Annotated in this window: 18 protein-coding genes; 12 read left to right on the top strand and 6 right to left on the bottom strand. The window is 41.5% G+C overall.

Annotation, left to right across the window (positions count from 1 at the left end):
- Window positions 1-237: 237 nt before the first annotated feature.
- From BC659_RS00385 to BC659_RS00365, 5 genes are all read left to right on the top strand, one after another.
- Window positions 238-2,772 (top strand): S9 family peptidase, encoded by a 2,535-nt coding sequence (locus tag BC659_RS00385; RefSeq protein WP_133472604.1) that lies wholly within the window; start codon window positions 238-240, stop codon window positions 2,770-2,772.
- Window positions 2,773-2,943: 171 nt separating this feature from the next.
- The gene (locus BC659_RS00380; protein WP_133472603.1) at window positions 2,944-3,306 is read left to right on the top strand and encodes a hypothetical protein; all 363 of its coding nucleotides are present in this window, start codon (window positions 2,944-2,946) and stop codon (window positions 3,304-3,306) included.
- A gap of 329 nt (window positions 3,307-3,635) precedes the next feature.
- A complete protein-coding gene (locus BC659_RS00375) occupies window positions 3,636-4,589 on the top strand; it encodes an alpha/beta hydrolase (protein ID WP_133472602.1) in 954 nt (317 codons plus the stop codon).
- Window positions 4,590-4,849: 260 nt separating this feature from the next.
- Window positions 4,850-5,569 (top strand): VIT1/CCC1 transporter family protein, encoded by a 720-nt coding sequence (locus BC659_RS00370; RefSeq protein WP_133472601.1) that lies wholly within the window; start codon window positions 4,850-4,852, stop codon window positions 5,567-5,569.
- A gap of 95 nt (window positions 5,570-5,664) precedes the next feature.
- Window positions 5,665-6,315 (top strand): hypothetical protein, encoded by a 651-nt coding sequence (locus BC659_RS00365; protein ID WP_133472600.1) that lies wholly within the window; start codon window positions 5,665-5,667, stop codon window positions 6,313-6,315.
- 88 nt (window positions 6,316-6,403) lie between these two features.
- Here the strand turns inward: BC659_RS00365 and BC659_RS00360 are convergent, their stop codons facing one another.
- The 5 genes from BC659_RS00360 to BC659_RS00340 all read right to left on the bottom strand — a co-directional run bounded on the left by BC659_RS00360 (window position 6,404) and on the right by BC659_RS00340 (window position 11,254).
- Window positions 6,404-7,306 (bottom strand): pirin family protein, encoded by a 903-nt coding sequence (locus BC659_RS00360; protein WP_133472599.1) that lies wholly within the window; start codon window positions 7,304-7,306, stop codon window positions 6,404-6,406.
- A gap of 76 nt (window positions 7,307-7,382) precedes the next feature.
- Window positions 7,383-8,357 carry a glycoside hydrolase family 43 protein gene (locus tag BC659_RS00355; RefSeq protein ID WP_133472598.1) on the bottom strand — a complete coding sequence of 325 codons (975 nt, stop codon included), beginning with the start codon at window positions 8,355-8,357 and terminating at the stop codon, window positions 7,383-7,385.
- Between the two features lie 149 nt (window positions 8,358-8,506).
- Window positions 8,507-9,721 (bottom strand): cation:dicarboxylate symporter family transporter, encoded by a 1,215-nt coding sequence (locus BC659_RS00350; protein WP_211340680.1) that lies wholly within the window; start codon window positions 9,719-9,721, stop codon window positions 8,507-8,509.
- Window positions 9,722-9,756: 35 nt separating this feature from the next.
- A complete protein-coding gene (locus tag BC659_RS00345; RefSeq protein ID WP_133472596.1) occupies window positions 9,757-10,173 on the bottom strand; it encodes a YciI family protein in 417 nt (138 codons plus the stop codon).
- Window positions 10,174-10,333: 160 nt separating this feature from the next.
- Entirely contained in the window at window positions 10,334-11,254 is a 921-nt protein-coding gene (locus BC659_RS00340; protein ID WP_133472595.1) for a DUF4097 family beta strand repeat-containing protein, read from the bottom strand.
- Window positions 11,255-11,493: 239 nt separating this feature from the next.
- On the opposite strand from BC659_RS00340, the gene BC659_RS00335 reads away from it, so the two are divergent.
- The 6 genes from BC659_RS00335 (at window position 11,494) to BC659_RS00310 (ending at window position 18,427) form a co-directional block, all read left to right on the top strand.
- The gene (locus tag BC659_RS00335) at window positions 11,494-12,678 is read left to right on the top strand and encodes an acyl-CoA dehydrogenase family protein (RefSeq protein ID WP_211340679.1); all 1,185 of its coding nucleotides are present in this window, start codon (window positions 11,494-11,496) and stop codon (window positions 12,676-12,678) included.
- A gap of 106 nt (window positions 12,679-12,784) precedes the next feature.
- Complete coding sequence (locus BC659_RS00330) at window positions 12,785-13,291, top strand: shikimate kinase (protein WP_133472593.1); 507 nt, start codon at window positions 12,785-12,787, stop codon at window positions 13,289-13,291.
- Window positions 13,284-13,673: a DUF423 domain-containing protein gene (locus BC659_RS00325; RefSeq protein WP_133472592.1), complete on the top strand. Its 390-nt coding sequence runs from the start codon at window positions 13,284-13,286 to the stop codon at window positions 13,671-13,673. The genes BC659_RS00330 and BC659_RS00325 overlap by 8 nt, the downstream gene beginning before the upstream one ends.
- 91 nt (window positions 13,674-13,764) lie before the next feature.
- The gene (locus tag BC659_RS00320; protein WP_133472591.1) at window positions 13,765-16,356 is read left to right on the top strand and encodes an FtsK/SpoIIIE family DNA translocase; all 2,592 of its coding nucleotides are present in this window, start codon (window positions 13,765-13,767) and stop codon (window positions 16,354-16,356) included.
- A 117-nt stretch (window positions 16,357-16,473) separates the two neighbouring features.
- Window positions 16,474-17,103, top strand: coding sequence for an outer membrane lipoprotein periplasmic chaperone LolA1 (lolA1, locus tag BC659_RS00315; protein ID WP_162847306.1), 630 nt, complete (start codon window positions 16,474-16,476; stop codon window positions 17,101-17,103).
- Window positions 17,104-17,290: 187 nt separating this feature from the next.
- Window positions 17,291-18,427 (top strand): alpha/beta hydrolase, encoded by a 1,137-nt coding sequence (locus BC659_RS00310; RefSeq protein WP_133472589.1) that lies wholly within the window; start codon window positions 17,291-17,293, stop codon window positions 18,425-18,427.
- Between the two features lie 101 nt (window positions 18,428-18,528).
- On the opposite strand, the gene BC659_RS00305 is transcribed toward BC659_RS00310, so the two are convergent.
- Window positions 18,529-19,434, bottom strand: coding sequence for a ribonuclease Z (locus BC659_RS00305; RefSeq protein ID WP_246027055.1), 906 nt, complete (start codon window positions 19,432-19,434; stop codon window positions 18,529-18,531).
- Between the two features lie 269 nt (window positions 19,435-19,703).
- On the opposite strand from BC659_RS00305, the gene rpsO reads away from it, so the two are divergent.
- Window positions 19,704-19,976 (top strand): 30S ribosomal protein S15, encoded by a 273-nt coding sequence (gene rpsO / locus BC659_RS00300; RefSeq protein WP_133472588.1) that lies wholly within the window; start codon window positions 19,704-19,706, stop codon window positions 19,974-19,976.
- Window positions 19,977-20,093: the final 117 nt, after the last annotated feature.

Here is a 20,093-nt window from a genome sequence, read left to right as displayed (position 1 = left end):
TAGTGTAATTGCATGGGTTACTCTAACCCTGTAGTAAGTCTCCGTCCGCTGGCTCTCCACGGTGCCTTCCTGCGTCAGAAACCCAGTAGCAAAAACCTGTTGGCAGCGTTGTGTAGCCGGTGCTTATATGCCCTTAACAGGGACTGAAAAACGATCTTCACCGAATTTTTATCAATATCCGTCGGTGAATTGATCGCTTTGGCCTAATTTTCAGACTTCCAAAAACTTAGAAACTGTATGAGAAAATTCATGCTGTTGTCAGTATGCATGCTGTTTGCATTTGCCACTATTGCACAACAAACACCCGTCACAAAGGCCAATTATGCATTGGCTGCCCGTTTTTCTCCCAAGAAACTGGGTAAAATGATTTTCAGTACCAGCGTTGACCCACACTGGTTAAAAAATTCCGACAAATTCTGGTACATGTATGAAACCACAGAAGGTAAAAAGTGGTACATCGTGGATCCTGTAAAAGGAGAGAAAAAGGTATTGTTTGATAATGCAGACCTGGCAGCCAAGATCACGCGTGTGGTAAAAGATCCTTTTGATGCACAGAATCTGGGTCTGGACAGTATGCGTTTTGTACGCGATGAAAACTGGATTCAGTTTGAAGTGAAAAGTACACAGGATGAGGTGAAAAAAGATTCTGCTACTACAGGCAGACGTGGTGCTGCGGGAGCTGCTGCAGCTTCATCACCTGCCAAGAAAGTATTCTATTTTGAATACAATCTTACTACAGGAGAATTGATTGAACTGCCTGATTTCAAAAAACCAAAGAGAAAACCTAACTGGGCCAATATTTCTCCTGATGGTAATGTAATTGTATTCGGTAAGAACTACAATGTATACTGGATGGATAAAGTGAATTATGAAAAGGCACTTAAGAATGAAAATGATTCAACCATCGAAGAATATGCACTCACAAAAGATGGTATCGACGGGTATGGTTATTACAATGATGGCAACCTCTCTGGTAGTGGAATGACAGATGATGAAAAAGAAAAAGAAGCCAAGAAGAGAAAGCCTGTATTTGCTTTATGGTCACCCGATTCAAAATATTTTACGATGCGTCGTGTTGATAACCGCAAAGTGAAAAATCTCTGGGTAATTAATAGTGTAGCCAGTCCGCGCCCAACATTGGAGACCTATAAATACTGGATGCCAGGTGAAAAAGAAGCGCCGGTTGATCACCTTTACCTGTTTGATGTTGCTAATAAAACCTCAAAAGAATTAAATGTATCTGCTTTTAAAGACCAGACCCTGGGTACATGGGCTGCACCTGCCAAAGTAAATACACGTGATGATGACTGGAGACCAAGTGTATGGCTGGGTACCAAAGATAAATTCTATATGACCCGCACGGGCCGTGACCAAAAGCGTATAGATGTATGTGTGGTTGATGTGGCTACCGGTACTGTAAAAGCACTGGTGGAAGAACGCTTTAACAGTTTTATCGAAGTAAACCAGATTGCACTGGTGAATGGCGGAAAAGAATTTATTCACTGGAGCGAGCGTGATGGCTGGGCTCATTTTTACCTGTACGATGAAAATGGTAAGCTGAAAAATCAGATCACCACTGGTGCTTTCCATTGTGAAGATATTCTGGGCGTAGATGAAGCCAAACGAGTGCTGTATTTTTCTGCCAATGGTAAAGAAGCCGGTGAGGATCCTTATTACCTGCATGCGTACCGTATTAATTTCGATGGTACAGGTATGAAATTGCTGAATGCAGGTGATTTCGATCATGCTATGCGTATGAATGATGGTAATAGTTTCTTTATTGATAACTATTCCCGCGTAAATACGGTTCCAAAATCTGTTTTGTACAATGCAGAAGGTAAAAAAGTACTGGATCTGGAAACAGCAGATCTTTCTTCTCTGTTTGCTGCAGGTTATAAGTTCCCTGAAATATTCAAGGCAAAAGCAGATGATGGTATTACCGATATCTATGGTACCATCTACAAACCTTTTGATTTCGACAGTACCAAAAAATACCCGCTGATTGAATACGTATATCCCGGCCCTCAGACAGAAGCTGTAAACAAGGCTTTCAGCCGTGGTTTCGATAGAACCGATCGTTTGGCGCAAATGGGCTTTATTGTTATTACCCTTGGTAACCGTGGTGGTCACCCTGCACGTAGCAAATGGTACCACAATTTTGGTTATGGTAATCTGCGTGATTATGGTCTGGCCGATAAAAAAGCAGTAGCTGAACAACTGGCAGATCGTTATAAATATATTGACATCAACCGTGTAGGTATCCATGGTCACTCAGGTGGAGGCTTTATGAGTACCGCTGCGATGCTGGTATATCCTGATTTCTTTAAAGTAGCCGTATCATCTGCGGGTAACCACGACAACTCTGTGTATAACAGATGGTGGAGTGAGCAGCACCATGGTGTGAAAGAAGTGATCAGTGATAAAGGAGATACTTCATTCCTCTATAGCATTGAAAAGAACCCCGATATCGCTAAAAACCTGAAAGGCAAACTGATGTTATCGCATGGTGATATCGATAATAACGTACACCCTGCCAATACCATCCGTATGGCGAATGCATTGATCCGTGCCAATAAACGTTTTGACCTGGTAGTATTACCCGGTCAGCGACATGGTTATGGTGATATGACTGAATATTTCTTCTGGAGACAGGCTGATTATTTTGCAGAACACCTGTTGGGCGATAAAACGGGCCGTACAGAAACCGATATAGAAGAAATGAACAAAGAAGTAGAACAGAACGGAAGAGCAGGCGGCGGAAGGCGGAATTAGAAATAGGAAAGAAGAAATATAGAATAAGAAATAAGAAAGATTTTGTGACTGCGGTCCTTATGGGGCCGCAGTTTTTTTATGGCTGAAAGGGGGCGTTTTTTGTTTTATTCAAAATATTTCGTATATTAGTAAATGTCCCTCTGTTAATTTCTTCATGTAAACATTGAATCTATGAAACTGATCATGTTATGCTGCTGTCTGGCAGTTTGCGCTTTGAGTGACACGGCTGTGGCTACCAGGAATAATACCGTGTATTATTTTTTTTCATCCCGTGCTGTTAATCAAAAAAGCGTAGAAGGAAAACAATACGCCATATATACTGACATAAAGCAGATGCCCAACGATGTGCAAAGAATCAAAGTGCTCACCAAAGCCTGGGCAGACAAAGTAAATGGAGACTGTAAAAACCAGGCAGGTTGTACCTCCGATCTGAATACATATCCTACAGCAGCAGATGCAGAAAAGCAATGGAATGGTTTTGTAAGGAAATACAGTGATACAGATAAGTATGTTTTAACAAAACAGGATTTCTAAATGTTTCAACTGACTAAGTAATGGGTTTGTTTAATAAGGATAAAGATGTTCCCGAGTCTGTAAAGATCAATGGTAAACCCTTGATATGCCCACATTGCCAGCATAACTTATTCTGGGTTACCCAAGCTCAGTTGAATAAGGCAAGCAGTACTTTTTGGGGAATTGACTGGGCAGATAAATCGGCTTCCTGTTTTGTTTGTGCTGAATGTACAAGGATTGAATGGTTTTTTGGCGAATAGTAATTGGATTACTATTATCAGCCTTAAAACATGTATCATGTATTTTGTGCCTGGAACGGATGCTGTTGATTTAATTATTTAAAGATTTCCATGAAAAAGAAGCTGTTGTTTTTATCGTTAGTGATGGCCTTTACATCTGTTCAGGCGCGTTCCTTTTCCGATACAGCATCAACCGAATTACCTTTTAATCTCTCAACCGCAAGTGGTACCATTATGGGTTCGCTGATGCTGCCTGTTAGTAATGGTAAAATTCCCGTAGTATTGCTCATTGCGGGTTCTGGTCCTACAGACCGAAATGGTAATAACCCGATGATGAAAAATGAAAGCCTTCATATGTTGGCAAAAGGTCTGGCATCAAAAGGTATTGCATCTGTTCGGTATGATAAAAGGGGTATAGCAGCAAGTGCAGCTGCCGGTAAACAGGAAGCGGATCTCCGTTTTGATGATTATATTCAGGATGTAGTAGCGTGGATTGATATCCTAAAAAAAGATCTACGGTTTTCAAAAGTAGTTGTTGCTGGGCATAGTGAAGGGTCACTTATTGGCATGATTGCAGCAGCCGGTAGGGTAGACGGATTTGTATCCATTGCGGGTGCTGGAAAAGCTGCAGATCGCATTCTGAAAGATCAGTTAGCTGCTCAACCTGCTATGGTTAAAGACCCTTCTTACACTATTATTGATAGTTTGGTAAAGGGTAAAACAGTGCAGGATGTGAGCCCCATGTTGTATACGCTTTTCCGCCCCAGTGTGCAACCCTATATGATCTCATGGTTTAAGTACAATCCAGTTACTGAAATAGCAAAACTTACTATGCCGGTATTGATTGTTCAGGGTACGAGCGATTTGCAGATAACAACCGCAGATGCCGAAGCGCTAGCTGCTGCAAAAGCCGGATCAAAACTGGCACTCATTCAAAACATGAACCATGTATTAAAAACGATTCAGGGTGGACAGACTGAAAATGCAGCATCATACAGCAATCCGTCTTTGCCTGTTAATGAAGAGTTGGTGAAGCTGATCGCAGATTTTGTTTTATCGAAGTAGTAGTCGGTTCAGTTATTCCGCTAATATGCGACATCGAAAATAGGGCTCGTTGATCTCTAGTAGGTAAAAACGTATAATCTGGAATTCTCTATATAACCTTTGCGTTCTTATGTTCGCTGCGGTGAACCTTCTCAGCCAATCAGACAGACAGAGAAAATACTCCTGCAAATTCGGATTAAGTCTCCTCCCATTTAAGAGGATTGATTTTTCTGGGTTTTAGTTCTTAACTTTCATTATATCGTCAGCTCAATTCTTAAGCCATGGCAACTGCAGACAAGAATATCACCATCGATAATTATTTAGAAAGTCATTACATACACCGGAGTAACTGGCTGCGTGCAGCTGTGCTGGGGGCTAATGATGGTATTATATCTGTTTCGAGCCTTGCGATCGGTGTGGCCGCCGCTAGTACCAGCCGTGATCCTATTTTACTGGCCAGTGTAGCAGGTCTGGTAGCTGGTGCATTGTCAATGGCAGCAGGTGAATATGTTTCGGTAAGTTCTCAGACGGATATCGAGAAAGCTGATATTGCCCGGGAAAAACAGGAGCTGGAAGAAATGCCGGAAGTAGAATTACAGATACTGGCTCAGATTTATGAAAAAAGGGGCCTCAAAAAAGAAACGGCCATGCAGGTAGCAAAGGAACTTACAGAAGTTGATGCATTAGGTGCACATGTAAGAGATGAACTCGGTATCAATGAAGTTAGTCAGGCCAACCCCATACAGGCAGCTTTTGCTTCCGGTGCCGCATTTACGGCTGGTGGATTATTGCCGGTATTGGTAACCGTATTCGCACCCGTACAGCAAATGGAATATTTCCTTTATGGCTTTACCATTCTATCATTGATTATACTCGGTGCTGTAGCCGCCAAAACAGGTGGGTCAGTTATTCGTAAAGCCATTTTACGTATTGTGATCTGGGGTACCATTGCGATGGTAATATCGGCGGTGGTGGGGTATTTGTTTGGGGTAAAAGTGTAGTTGGTAAAGCGAAATGCTCATTTTCAGCATAATTGAAATAGTCAGATAATTCGTTAACTTATATTACTATAATTGGTAAAGAGACATATACACTTATGAAGATCCAAAAATCCCAAAACAACAGTAGCTCAAATCGTGCGTCAGCACATAATACATCTGTAAGGGCTCACTCAAATACCAGTAAAACAATAAATCCAACCCAACTACTACAGGATAAATTACAGGCAATGGTAGATGCCGCGCCTAAGAATAAACAGGCTGCACAATTACAAATCATGGCCAACGAATTTGCTGATAAAAGTGTAAAATTTACAGAGCGAAAAAGCACAAGTAGTGAAGGTGTTGTTCAAAGATTTGATGCTACACAAAAAGGTTTTGATGCAGCGATAAAGGTAGTTGAATATTCAGGTATGACACCCTCAATGATAGCTCAGGGCTATGAACCTATTTTGGATGCGGACCAGAAAAAAGCTATAGGGCATTTAAGAGAGTTGAAAAACCTTTTTCGTTTCAAGGAACAACTTGATGAAAGATCAGATGTGCGAAAATATACATCTCAGGCTTTAAGTCTTATTAGTAATATTGACCCAACAGGTATTACCGGGGCATTGTCTAAAATTGAAGATGCTCTTGCCAAAATGCAATTGGCAAAAAGAATGTATGATGAACATAATGAAGGGTCAGCAGTTCCATTGGCGGGTGTTGGTGCTGCTTCGCCAGGTGATTCTTATGGAAGCGGTAAATAGTGGCTTAAGAAAAATATTCTTCCGGTTATTTTTTGCATGAAATATTAGATATCTCTGTGCTCATTTTTTTTAAAGTTAATTATAAGCATTATTGGCTTTGAGTACGCAATTCCGGCAACGGAACAAACTCTTCATCATCACCCGGAATCTTCGGAAAAGCATCCAGATTCTGGTTCTTCCAGTTATTTTTCGCCTGCTCTATCATGTTCTTATCCGAGTTTACAAAGTTCCAGTAAATGAATCGTTCTTCTGTAAAAGGCTCTCCACCAAATAAGTATAAAGTGGTTATGCCATTGGTTTCAAACTCACAGAGACTGGCGTTTTTGGCAACCAATAACTGAGAAGTTCCATAATCATTACCCTCTATTTTTACGGTTCCATCCAATACATACATACCCACTTCCCCGAATAATTTTGATCCGATATTTATTTTTTTCTGGTCATTGGTTTTGATCTCCAAGAAAAACAAAGGACTGTGAACAGGAACCGGTGATTTTTTACCGTCAATCTCTCCTGCAATCAATTTATATTCAATGCCATCTTCCTCCCAAACTGGAATGGCTTCTTTGTCGATATGATGAAAGCTTGGTTCACACTGTTCAAGTTCTTTGGGTAGACCAATCCAGATTTGAAAACCATGTAGAAATTTATCCGCCTTACGTAAATATTCCGGTGTTCTTTCTGAATGTACCACACCCTTGCCGGCCGTCATCCAGTTTACTTCGCCAGCTTTTATTTCTATGGCAATACCCATACTATCTCTATGAAAAATAGAGCCTTCCAGCAAATAGGTTAAAGTAGATAGGCCAATATGTGGGTGAGGGGGGATGTCTATATTCTGGTAATCTTTTAAACAGGTGGGCTTCATATGGTCAATAAACACAAATGGACCAACCGCTCTTTTTTGCCTGAACGGTAATAACCTGCCCACGATAAAATTGCCGATATCAGCAGCTTTCTCTTCTAAAATCAATCCAATATTTGATTGCATAAAAATGTTTGACTCTTACAATAACAAATTCATCCGAAATAAAATCCTGTATATCATATGTTCTATCCTGATCATCCTAGTTTAAACTCATCTTGACTTTTCTGATACTACCATCTGCCTCAAAATACAACCTGTCGATACAGGTAACCCGATGGTCGCGACCCAGATTGGGAATAGGTCTTCGGTGATACACGATATACCATTCATCTGTACCTGGTATGTTCATTACAGAGTGATGTCCGGCACCGGTAGCCACACTGGAATCAGATTCCAGTATGGTGGTTTCTCTTTCAAAAGGGCCAAATAAGCTGGATGACCTGGCATAAGCTACTTTATAGGTACCATTGGTCCAGCCACCTTCAGACCACATAAAATAATACAGGCCGTTTCTGATAAATATGGTGGGGCCTTCCACATACCCCCTGGGGGTTATTTCCTTAACCAGTTCGCCATTTTCAAAAGGAACCAATGCGGTGAAATCCTTGTTCAGTTTACCGATATTACAACGGCCCCAGCCGCCATAGATGATATAATACTCACCATCTTTATCCTGAAATACATATTGATCAATAGGTTGTGCATCATTGTAAAACTGATTAATCAATGGCTTACCCAGATAATCTTTATAAGGTCCTTCTGGTTTAGAAGCCACAGCAATGCCGATGCCGCCATTATGATCATCTTTGTCACCATTTCTTTTTTTACTCTGGATATCATTGGCAGAGAAGAAGAGGAAATACTGGGTATCTTTTTTTACAACGGAAGGTGCCCACATCGCCATATAGGCCCATTTAATGATACTGGTATCGATGATGCGGGGATGTTTCTTCCAGTTTACCATATCAGAAGACGAGAAGGCGTCCATAAACACCTGATCCTTGTAGCGGGCTGAGAAAGTTGGAAAGATCCAGTATTGATTATTCAATATTACCCCTTCTGGATCGGCATACCATCCTTCGATAACCGGATTGCCGGCATTTTTTTTCTGTGCCTGTACATATTGATATAGCGATATGGAAAAAAGAGTAAGACAGATAATTTTCCTAAGCATGGATTTGCTTTTGTTGATGATAACAAATATACCTATGAAAGTACTTATGTAGGATATTCAATGATGGGGGACAGCGTTATCTTTCACCAATAAAGAATAAACAATCATCCTTTATTCAGTTTCACATATCTAACATCTGACATCCGCCATCATACATTCTCTTCCACATATTCTTTCTCGCTCTTTGCAATCACCAATGTTGCTACACCATTACCTATGATATTGGTAATAGCACGTGCTTCGCTCATGAATTTATCTACACCCAATAAAAAGGCCAGTCCTTCCAATGGAATGGTTTTAATGGCCGCAAGGGTAGAAGCCAGTACAATAAAACCGCTGCCGGTAACGCCTGCAGCACCTTTCGAAGTAAGCATTAAGATGAGTAGTATGGTTAATAACTCTCCGGCACTCAGGTGTATATTGTACAATTGAGCCAGAAAGATAGCCGCCATCGATAAATAAATAGAAGTGCCATCAAGGTTAAAAGAATAGCCGGTAGGAATCACAAGTCCTACCACCGATTTGCTGCAACCCATTTTTTCCAGCTTCCGCATAATTGAGGGTAGCGCGGCTTCTGAGGAAGAAGTGCCTAGTACGATCAGTAATTCTTCTTTGATGTTTTTTAAAAAACTACTGATCCTGAAACCATAGTAACGCATGATACTACCCAGTATGAAAAAAATGAAAACAAACATGGTCAGGTATACACATGCCATGAGTTTGGCAAGGGGCACCAGTGTTTGCAGACCAAATTTACCAATCGTATATGCCATACCCCCAAAAGCACCGAGTGGCGCCAGGTACATCACATATTTCAATGCTGTAAATACATAGTGAGAAATACGGCCAAAGAAGTGAATAAGTTTCAGTCGATGTCTGGAATAGTTAAAAAGAATACCGACAATTATAGCTACCAATAAAACCTGTAAAGTAAGGTTGGCCTTGAAAAATTCGATCCAGTTAAAACTGCTGCCTGCCTGTTTGGTATATTTACTGGCATCCTGTAAGTCAAGACCTGTACGATCTATATTACCGGGCTGTACGAGTAAGGCTACTACAATGCCAATACCCAATGCCAGTGTGGTAACCACTTCAAAATAAATCAGTGATTTAATCCCGATGCGCCCTACTTTTTTAAGATTGCCGATACTGCTGATGCCCAGGACAATGGTAAGAAAAATAATAGGTGCAATAAACAGTTTAATAATATTCACAAACGTTTTACCGATCCATTCTGTTTTGATGGCAGTGGCTGGTGCAAAATGTCCTAACAGTACGCCTGCAATAATGGCAATGAGTACATAGAAGGTAAGGTTGGTGAGTACTGTATGGTACCAGGATTTTTTTTGCGTAACTGTATCCAAAATAATGCTATTAATAAAGTTTTCGTGAAGAGGCTTTAATGTGCCTGTTTAGGTTTGCCGGGTACAAAACTGCCAATCGGGGCAGTATACCATGGCCGAAGGTCGTAGATGAGTCGCCCTGCTGCAATAGCAGGATCGGTTTTCAATAAGGTTTCCACTTCTTCTTTGGTTGCACAATCAAAAATGAAAATCCCTTGCCAGTCTTTTCCATCACCGAACGGTCCGGCTACTTTTAGTTTTCCTTCATTATAAAGTCGGTCCATATTGTCCATATGCCCTTTTTGTATTTTTGCCGCAGTAGCAGAGTCCTGATTACGGTTCGGCCCTTTGATCAGCATTACAAACCAGTATTTACGGATTTGTTCTTCCGGTTTTTTAGAACCCTGATTATTTTGCGCCATAACCATCGTAGTAAACAGCGTCACCAATAAAAAAAGTATTCCCTTTTTCATAGCAGTGGGTTTGAGAGGGAAAGATAAGGAAAGTCCGTCCTTCCTTCGTCAGGAAGTCGGAAAGTCCGGAAGTCAGAAATTCCGAAAGAGAAACCATGAATACAGTATTCTTTCGGACATTCTGACGAAGGAAGGGTGGCCTTTATGACTTCCGGACTCTTTACAACAACCTCACACTCCCAAAATTACTTTTGATATTAATTTTCGCATCACCGCCATTGCCCAGTTTGCCGGTATAGTGATGGTTGAAATCTGCACGGTTACGGAGATTGTCTGATTTCTTCTCTTCCTGAAGTTCAAAACTCCCTTTGCCTGAGGCGGTAGCATGTGTGGTTGCGATATCATATTCGCCGCCCATGCTTTTGGGTAATAATAAATAAATGCTGGTATGGCTGGTATTGATGTCAATGTTTTTAACAGTACTGCTAACGGGTATATCGAGACTGTTACAGAAAGTAACCGTTGCTTTTATATCACCGGTAAGTTCTTCAATATCGATACTGGAATGTCGGAAATCGGCTTCAGTTTTTCCCAGTTTCCCAATTCTGGCCTTGCTGAAATTTATTTTTAAAGATCTGATATTGGAAAGATGACCGGCTGTTAAGCTACCATGGCTACTTTGTATATCAGCCTCACCGTTATGGTTGCCTATTTGCATCGGCCCAAAACTGTTATGTGCTTTCAGTTTTGCAGAAGCAGGTAGGTAAACAATATAATCAATTGACATTTTATTACTTTGATTGGTGCTCCATCCTTTATTTTCATCACCAATCTGTGTTCTAAAGCTAATCGTATCAGTATCTGCTTTTTCTACAATCTGTATCATATCAAGCAAAATATTGGCATAGGCTTCTTCCTGCGTAGATACTAATATAGTTGCTTCCAGTTTTACCTCATTTTTTTCCCAGTGCCTGATTTCCATCTTCCCAAATTGATTTTTCAGGTTAATCACAGCTGAGCCTATCGGATAGGTTTTATTGAAATCCTTTTGTTTGGTTACGGCCCATTTATAAGTGTCCTGTGCGTGGATGGTATAAGTGACTGCCAGTAAAAGGCTGAAAACGGTAATGATCTTTTTCATGCAGGCATTGCTTTTTCAGTAAGAGTGTTGAATCTGCAAAAGGTTGGAAAGGCGGAGCTGATTTCGCAATTTATAGCTGAAAATTGCGGTAGGTGAAACGGTGCAGCATTGCTGATGGCTCAAAAAGAATCTGGTGTGAAATAAATAATCGCTGCACAAAACAGAGGGGTACGAGCCGCAACCCTTATTTTTGCCGGGTAAACAGGCGACCTACCTAACGAACTAAAATTATTATCCGCATGGCTGCCAGAACCGATCTATTTCAATCGCCAGATTATTATCAGTTAGATGAGTTATTATCTGAAGAACATAAGCTGATCAGAGAAACGGTAAGAAATTATGTGAAGAAAGAAATTTCTCCCATCATCGAAGATTATGCCCAAAAGGCAGAATTTCCGCAACATATTGTAAAACAGATGGGTGAGCTGGGATGTTTTGGTCCAACCGTACCTGTTGAGTATGGTGGGGGCGGACTCGATTATATCAGCTATGGTCTTATGATGCAGGAACTGGAAAGGGGCGACAGTGGTGTTCGAAGCACGGCCAGTGTGCAGGGGAGTCTGGTGATGTATCCTATTTATGCATATGGTAACGAAGAACAACGTAAAAAATACCTGCCCAAACTGGCAAGTGGCGAATGGCTGGGTTGTTTTGGGCTAACAGAACCTGATCATGGTAGCAATCCGGCAGGAATGATGACCAATTTCAAAGATGCAGGTGATCATGTGGTACTCAATGGTGCTAAAATGTGGATTAGTAATGCTCCTTTTGCACAGGTAGCGGTGGTATGGGCAAAAAATGAAGAAGGAATCATACAGGGCCTCATCGTTGAAAGGGGTATGGAAGGTTTTACCACACCCACCACACACGGTAAATGGAGCCTTCGGGCTTCTGCTACGGGCGAATTGGTGTTTGATAATGTAAAAGTGCCCAAAGTCAATATTCTTCCCAATGTAACAGGTTTAAAAGGTCCATTGGGTTGTTTAACCAAAGCCCGTTACGGTATAGCCTGGGGGGCATTGGGCGCAGCTATGGATTGTTATGATACCGCATTGCGCTACAGTATGGAACGTGTGCAGTTTGATCGTCCGATCGGTGGTTTCCAGTTGCAACAAAAGAAACTGGCTGAAATGATTACAGAAATCACCAAGGCTCAACTGATGGTATGGCGCCTGGGTGTGTTGATGAATGAAGGGAAAGCTACCCCTCAGCAGGTAAGTATGGCCAAAAGAAACAGTTGTGAAATCGCTACCAATATTACGAGAGACGCCCGACAGATGCTCGGTGGTATGGGCATCACCGGCGAATACAGCATTATGCGTCATATGATGAACCTGGAAAGTGTGATTACTTACGAAGGTACCCATGATGTTCACCTGCTGATAACAGGTATGGATGTTACGGGATTGAATGCTTTTAAATAGTGAGTTGTGAGTAGTCAGTAGTGAGTAAGGAGGGCTTCGATATTAATTTTCTCTCCTTTTTTTCACTACTCATTACTCATTACTCACTACTCACTAAATATCAACAATGAAACTATTCCTCATAGGTATGATGGGTTCTGGTAAATCTTACTGGAGCAGACAACTGGCTAAGAAATTAAAAACGGGTGGTTACGATCTCGATTTTCTTATTGAATCGCATGAAGAAAAAACCATCAGCGAAATATTTGAAGAAGAAGGGGAAGACTATTTCCGGAAAACTGAAGCCAAGATCTTACGTTGGTTTGGAGAAAAAAAGGCTTTTGTATTGGCTACAGGTGGCGGAGCGCCATGTTTCCATGATAATATGGATTGGATGAACAGGAATGGCGTGACTGTTTGGCTCGATGAACCCATTGAAACATTGGTTGAGAGATTACAGCCGGGTAAGGAGCATCGTCCACTGATTCGCTCATTAGGGGAAGATGAATTAAAAGCCTATCTGGAGAATAAACTCAGGGAACGGACGCCCATATACGAAAAAGCACAGCATCGTTTAACAGGTAAGGAAATCAGTGATTTGGCATTCAAAAAAATAATTCAACTGTATGCATAAAGGTTTTTTGGTAACGGCATCATTTCTGGGCGCACTCTCCGTTGTTTTGGGTGCTTTTGGCGCGCATGGATTAAAAAAAATTGTGACACCCGACTCACTGGTTACTTTTGAAACGGCGGTTCGTTACCAGTTTTACCATGTATTTGCATTGATCCTTACTGCCATGGTGTTTGCCTCGGGTAGCCCTTCACTCATGAAAGCGGCTGGCTATTTGTTTATAGCCGGGATGATTCTTTTTAGCGGTTCTCTTTACCTGCTTACGTATAAATCTGCTGCCAATATCCAGGGGCTTTCCTGGGTGGGGCCGATTACGCCATTAGGAGGTAGTTTACTGGTGGCCGGATGGATATGTCTCGCATTAGGATTGAGTAAAGGGGCATAAGATTGGTGGAAAACTCCACCTGGTTTCATCAGTTTTGCACATCAGTGTGCAGTTTGCTATGCAGGCTACAGCATAGCTTATATTTGTTTTCATGGCAAATCGCTTGAAGAAGAAAACGCCGCCACCGCCGAGCCCGGAAGAGCTGAACCCCGATAAAGAACCCGAGGTAACGGTAACGGAAGTGGTGAAAGATGAACGTACCACCAAAATACTCGGTGCCTCCAGCTTATTGCTGACCATCTTCTTATTTGTAGCTTTTACCTCCTATTTATTCACCTGGCAGGAAGACCAGGATAAGGTTCACCAGTTTGGTATCCGCATATTTGCGACTGATGATGTAAAAGTAAATAATCTATTGGGTGTATTGGGGGCCTATGTGGCACATACACTTTTTTATAAAGGCTTTGGTCTTGCATCCTATCTCTTATGTAGCTTCTTTTTCGTGTTGGGCGCCAATTTGTTATTTGGTAAAAAAATATTCAGCCTGGTAAGAAACCTCCGTTATATGATCGTAGGATTGGTGGTGCTGAGTATGGCTTTTGCTTTTGTATCAAGGGCCAGTGCTTTTTCTTGGGGTGGTGGGGTAGGTGAATTACTGAATGCGTGGTTTGTAAAGTGGATTGGTAATATTGGCACTGGTGCATTGTTACTACTCTCCGTATTCAGTTATGTTATCTGGCGCTTCAATCCTACATTCACGATTCCCGACTGGCAATTGGGAAAAAATACGGCCAAAGCGCATGAAGATGATTTTAAGTTATCGATTGATGATGAAGTAGCCGTAAGGCAGGAGTGGGATGAGAACGCAGATATTGTCGAACAACCCGTTGTAGAAGAAAAAATTGCAGCACCCAATAAACTCAAATCAGAAGGATCAGGCGTGGTGGTGATTATGCCGCAACAGGAAGAAGAAGAGACTGATCCGATGAATGAATTTGATGTTACCGAAAAAGACCTGGATGAGCAGGATGAAGATGATAATCTGGATGAGGAGGAAGAAGAGGAGAACGTTGTTTTTGAAGAGGAAGTGATCAGCAAGCCTGAGCCTTTGATCAATGTGATTCCGCCGGCACCGGTTAAAAAAACAGATATTGACAACACAGGACTGGAACTGGAGATCAATGAAACACCTGAAGTGGAAGAGGAGGCTGCACCTGCACCGGTGCCTGGTAAGCTCAATACCAAATATGATGTTACCCTTGATTTAAAAGACTATAAGTATCCAGGACTTGATTTGCTGGAAACGCATGGCAGTGAAAAGATTGTACATGACCCTACCGAACTGGAGACAAATAAAAACCAGATCATTGCTACTTTAAAAAACTACGATATCGCTATCCAGCGTATTGCAGCCACTGTTGGACCTACCGTAACTTTATATGAGATTGTACCGGCACCGGGTGTTCGTATCAGCCGGATAAAAAACCTGGAAGATGATATCGCGCTGAGTCTTGCTGCACTGGGTATCCGTATCATAGCACCCATTCCCGGAAAAGGAACCATTGGTATTGAAGTGCCGAATGTACGCAAGACAGTGGTGAGTATGAAAACCTTGCTGGCAAGTGAGAAATTTCAATCCAATGCCTTCTCATTGCCCATTGCGATTGGTAAGAAAATCGACAACGAAAACTTTATCGTAGACCTTGCCAGTATGCCACACCTGCTAATGGCGGGTGCTACCGGGCAGGGTAAATCGGTGGGATTAAATGCGATTCTGGTTTCTCTTTTGTATAAAAAACATCCATCTCAACTCAAGTTCGTACTGGTCGATCCTAAAAAAGTGGAGTTGAGTTTGTATCGTGTGATTGAAAAGCATTTCCTGGCCAAATTACCCGGCGAAGAAGAGTCTATCATTACAGATACCAAGAAAGTAGTGCATACACTGAATGCTCTCTGTATAGAAATGGATAATCGCTACGATTTGCTGAAAGAAGCTGGTTGTAGAAACATCCGTGAATACAATGAGAAATTTACTGCCCGAAAACTCAATCCTGAAAAGGGGCACCAGTACCTGCCTTTTATTGTGCTGGTAGTTGATGAGTTTGCGGATCTGATCATGACAGCAGGTAAGGAAGTGGAGATGCCGATAGCCCGCCTTGCACAGCTGGCAAGGGCCATTGGTATACATCTGATCATTGCAACGCAGCGACCTTCCGTAAATATTATTACAGGTACCATTAAAGCCAATTTCCCTGCACGTATCGCCTTTAAGGTATCGAGTAAAATAGACAGCCGAACCATTCTCGATGCAGGTGGAGCTGAGCAATTGATTGGAAAGGGTGATATGCTGGTAAGTTATAATGGTGAGATTACCCGATTGCAGTGTGCATTTGTAGATACCCCTGAAGTGGAAAATGTTTGTGAATTTATCGGCGATCAGCGTGGATACCCGCAAGCCTTTCTGTTACCTGAGTATGTAGATGAAAAGGAAATGGATGGCCGTGATTTTGATGCCAGTGAACGTGACCCGCTTTTTGAAGATGCAGCAAGATTGATTGTACAGAGCCAGATGGGGTCAACTTCACTGATACAGCGAAGAATGAAATTAGGCTATAACCGTGCAGGCCGTTTGATGGACCAACTGGAAGCGGCAGGTGTGGTAGGACCTAACCAGGGAAGTAAAGCAAGGGAAGTATTATTTAAAACTGATATGGAATTGCAGGAATTTCTGGATTCCATGTAAGAAAGGCTCATTTTCACCGATTTATAACAATATCTGAGACCGTTCCTCTAAACTATTCAGCCCACAAACTGTCATACAAAACAGTAAAACTTATATTTGCGCCCTTAAATGAAAAGAATGAAGAAATTATACTCGGTTGCTTTGGTGATATTGGCGATGGTATTTCAGGTTCAGGCTCAGAATGACCCTAATGCAAAGAAAATACTGGATGCGGTAAGTAAAACAGTAAAAACTTATAAAACAATCTCTGCTGGGTTTAGCATAAAATCAGTTTCAAGCAGAGGGGTCAACAATGGTACGAAAACTGGTACCATCGTTACAAAAGGAGAGAAATATGTGTTGAAGGAAGGCAAAACAGAAATTCTTTGCGATGGCGCCAAAACATACAATTTTGATGGCAGCAAAACCATCACCGTTTCAGCAGTAGAGGATGCCGGACAAACCCTTACACCTCAAAAAATTCTTTCCGGTTCTTATGATAAGGACTTTACCTATCGTTTAATCGCAACAAAAGGAAATGTTCATGAGATTGAAATGAAGCCGATCGATAGCAGAAAGAATTTCTCTAAAGTGAACATTTTTGTTGACAAAATAAAAAACATGATCACCCGTGCAGTTATTCTTGATAAAGGAAACAATACTGTACAGGTAAGTTTTACCAATATTGTTCCCAATAAAAACCTTGCTGATAATCTCTTTGTGTTCAATCCTTCAAAATATCCGAAGGACGTAGAAATACTGGATTAAATAATTGATTTTATTTAGCCACAGATGCACAGATTAAGAATCTGCCCATCTGTGGCTTTTCTTTTTCTCCAGTATCAAGTATCAGGAACGAATTCTTCATTTCTGGCGCCGGACATCAATCAACGGAAAGAAAAGATTTTAACCATTCAGAAGCAACAAAGCCCGTTCTGTTTCGTACTTTAATTGTATGAAACGATTTATAACAGCATGTGCTTTCTTGCTAACCATTCAAACCCAGGCACAATTCTCTGTTCGCCTGATTGTAAACACGGTTGCCACAAAAGCTAATGACGATATTTATGTGTCTGGTAATTTCAATAACTGGAATCCTAAAGACGAGAATTATAAGTTGAAGCCTTTTGGTGGTTCACGGCGGAGTATTGTATTAAAGAATATGGCACCGGGTACTTATGCCTTTAAATTTACCCGAGGTGGTTTTGATAAAGTAGAAACCTTATCCGATGGTCGCGATATTGCAGACCGGGTATTGGAAGTAAACAATGACCTCAGTCTCGAATTTGATATTCCCGGATGGAAAGATGAATATCCCGATAAACCCAAACGATATAGCGCCAGTCCGCAGGTGCGTATCATCGATACGGCATTCAGTATACCCCAACTCAACCGAAAAAGAAAAATCTGGATCTACCTCCCCAAAGGGTATACCACTTCCGGTAAGAACTATCCTGTACTGTATATGCAGGACGGACAAAATCTTTTCAATGATCAGACAGCTTTTGCGGGTGAATGGGGTGTAGACGAATGTCTGGATACATTGCAACAAAAGCTAAAAAAAGAATGCATCGTAGTGGGTATTGATCATGCCGGTGATAAAAGAATGAATGAATACAATCCATGGGATCATCCACAGTTTGGTAAAGGTGAGGGCAAGGCCTATGCTGAATTTCTGGCTAAAACACTAAAGCCTTATATCGATAGTAAGTACCGTACCTATAAATCGGCGGAAAATAATTTTGTGCTGGGTAGCAGTATGGGCGGACTCATCAGTTTATACACCGTATTACAATATCCGGATGTATTCGGAGGTGCCGGTGTATTTTCACCTTCGTTCCAACTCAGTAACGATATCTATCAGTTGGCGAAAGGTTTTACCACCACATCCATGCCGGCATTCTATCTTTACACAGGCAGTAAAGAAGCCTCCAATGCAGTACCCAATCTGCAGAAAATGAGTGATATCCTTCAAAAAAAACAACGCTTCATCATCCGAACCGTCATCAATCCCCTTGGCCAGCACAATGAAACCTACTGGAAACAGGAGTTTGGTGATTTTTATAAGTGGATGAGTACAATTTGGAAATGAGATAATTTGGAAATGGAGGTAGTTTTATCACAGTAGGTCATCACTGATACTTCATAAAATGTATTTCCAAATTGTAAATTGTCATCCCGACGAAGGAGGGATCAAATTAAATAGGTTGTCCCTTCCATCGCAAGTTGTGTGTTGGGAAAAACGGATTGGGCTTCAGTGAGAAAGGCGTCTAGGGTTTCATATTTGCTGCTGAAATGTCCGATAAGCAATTGCTGAACGCCGGCATTTTTTGCAATGGTAGCAGCCTGTACCGTAGTAGAATGAAAACGGGCAGCAGCGCGTTCTTCAAGATCTTTCAGGTAAGTAGTTTCATGATACAGCATGTTAACGCCCTTTGTTTTTTCAGCGATAGCCGGATCATAAATGGTATCGGCACTGAAAGCATAACTGCGACCGGGCGTATTAGGATAGGTAACAGTTTCGTTTTTGATAACCTGTCCATCCCGGGTTTCATAATCATCCCCGTTTTTTAGTCGCTCGTAGTAAACTGCCGGAATATTGGCGGCAACAGCAGCATCCCGGTTTATTTTCCGGGGTTTCTTTTTCTCCCGGATAATAAAACCGAAACAGGGAATACGATGCATGGTACTGAAGCATTCCACTGAAAATTTAGGATGATCCAGAATAAGTCCTTCCTGTTCCAGTCCATGAAAAATAAGCTGAAAGGGTAGGGTAGTAGACGCTACATCCAATTGTAATTCGATGATCTGCAGCAATGGTGGCGGCCCGTAAATATGAAGGTCCTGCTCCCGGCCCAACAGCCCCATACTGGTAATAAGCCCTATCAAACCGAAATAATGATCGCCGTGCAGATGAGAGATAAAAATATGGTTGATGCGCCCTCTTTTCACCTTATAACGGGCCAACTGCATTTGGGTGCCTTCGCCGCAATCAATCAAAAAAACCTGTTCATGAAGGGTTATAGCCTGGGCAGTCGGGTGCCTGTCGTACGCCGGAAGCGCAGAATTATTGCCCAATATGGTTACTCCAAACATCATGAACCCAGGTTGACGATTCGTTTATTTCTGACAAAATAAACGCTATTATGTTGAAAATCAATAAATTGCTTTCTTGTTCCTGTAAATGTCAGGACAGGCATGCAATAAAAAGGCCGGATTTATAGCAGCAAATAGCCGATGAAAAACCGGAACTACAGAGGGGGGTAAAATTCAGTTCATAAAATTATCAATTTTGGCTGATATATCCTACCTTTGCAGCCGATAAAAAATAAGAGGAAAACATTCCGGAGTCTATTAAACATTTTCAGATGTCTCATTTAACAACAGAAAAAAAAGCCAGCATTTTTGCTGAATTTGGTGGAAAAGCCACTAACACGGGTTCAATTGAAGCACAGGTAGCTATGCTGACTGAGCGTATTGCCCACATTTCAAAGCACTTACAAGCCAATAAAAAAGATTATTCCACTCACCGTGGTCTGATGCAGATGGTAGGCCAGCGTAAGCGTTTGCTTACATACATGCAGAAAAATAACCTGCAGGGCTATCGTGCACTGATCGAGAAACTGGGTCTGAGAAAATAATTTTTCAGTCTATGATACATGCTATTCCCAACTGGTACTTTTGAACGGTTGGGAATAGTTATTTGTGTCAATACCTGATTTCTGATCATTTCCTAACCGGGGTATGTTGTACTTTTC

It is taken from the genome of Sediminibacterium goheungense, assembly GCF_004361915.1.
In the GTDB taxonomy this organism is placed as follows: Bacteria; Bacteroidota; Bacteroidia; order Chitinophagales; family Chitinophagaceae; genus Sediminibacterium; species Sediminibacterium goheungense.
The sequence above is the reverse complement of the archived record's forward strand: the minus strand, read 5'-3'. Positions and strand labels throughout refer to the sequence as shown.

Coding starts and splice junctions, on each gene's coding strand:
- BC659_RS00385 (WP_133472604.1), top strand. CDS start 238: ATGAGAAAATTCATGCTGTTGTCAGTATGCATGCTGTTTGCATTTGCC.
- BC659_RS00380 (WP_133472603.1), top strand. CDS start 2,944: ATGAAACTGATCATGTTATGCTGCTGTCTGGCAGTTTGCGCTTTGAGT.
- BC659_RS00375 (WP_133472602.1), top strand. CDS start 3,636: ATGAAAAAGAAGCTGTTGTTTTTATCGTTAGTGATGGCCTTTACATCT.
- BC659_RS00370 (WP_133472601.1), top strand. CDS start 4,850: ATGGCAACTGCAGACAAGAATATCACCATCGATAATTATTTAGAAAGT.
- BC659_RS00365 (WP_133472600.1), top strand. CDS start 5,665: ATGAAGATCCAAAAATCCCAAAACAACAGTAGCTCAAATCGTGCGTCA.
- BC659_RS00360 (WP_133472599.1), bottom strand. CDS start 7,306: ATGCAATCAAATATTGGATTGATTTTAGAAGAGAAAGCTGCTGATATC.
- BC659_RS00355 (WP_133472598.1), bottom strand. CDS start 8,357: ATGCTTAGGAAAATTATCTGTCTTACTCTTTTTTCCATATCGCTATAT.
- BC659_RS00345 (WP_133472596.1), bottom strand. CDS start 10,173: ATGAAAAAGGGAATACTTTTTTTATTGGTGACGCTGTTTACTACGATG.
- BC659_RS00340 (WP_133472595.1), bottom strand. CDS start 11,254: ATGAAAAAGATCATTACCGTTTTCAGCCTTTTACTGGCAGTCACTTAT.
- BC659_RS00335 (WP_211340679.1), top strand. CDS start 11,494: ATGGCTGCCAGAACCGATCTATTTCAATCGCCAGATTATTATCAGTTA.
- BC659_RS00330 (WP_133472593.1), top strand. CDS start 12,785: ATGAAACTATTCCTCATAGGTATGATGGGTTCTGGTAAATCTTACTGG.
- BC659_RS00325 (WP_133472592.1), top strand. CDS start 13,284: ATGCATAAAGGTTTTTTGGTAACGGCATCATTTCTGGGCGCACTCTCC.
- BC659_RS00320 (WP_133472591.1), top strand. CDS start 13,765: ATGGCAAATCGCTTGAAGAAGAAAACGCCGCCACCGCCGAGCCCGGAA.
- lolA1 (WP_162847306.1), top strand. CDS start 16,474: ATGAAGAAATTATACTCGGTTGCTTTGGTGATATTGGCGATGGTATTT.
- BC659_RS00310 (WP_133472589.1), top strand. CDS start 17,291: ATGAAACGATTTATAACAGCATGTGCTTTCTTGCTAACCATTCAAACC.
- BC659_RS00305 (WP_246027055.1), bottom strand. CDS start 19,434: ATGATGTTTGGAGTAACCATATTGGGCAATAATTCTGCGCTTCCGGCG.
- rpsO (WP_133472588.1), top strand. CDS start 19,704: ATGTCTCATTTAACAACAGAAAAAAAAGCCAGCATTTTTGCTGAATTT.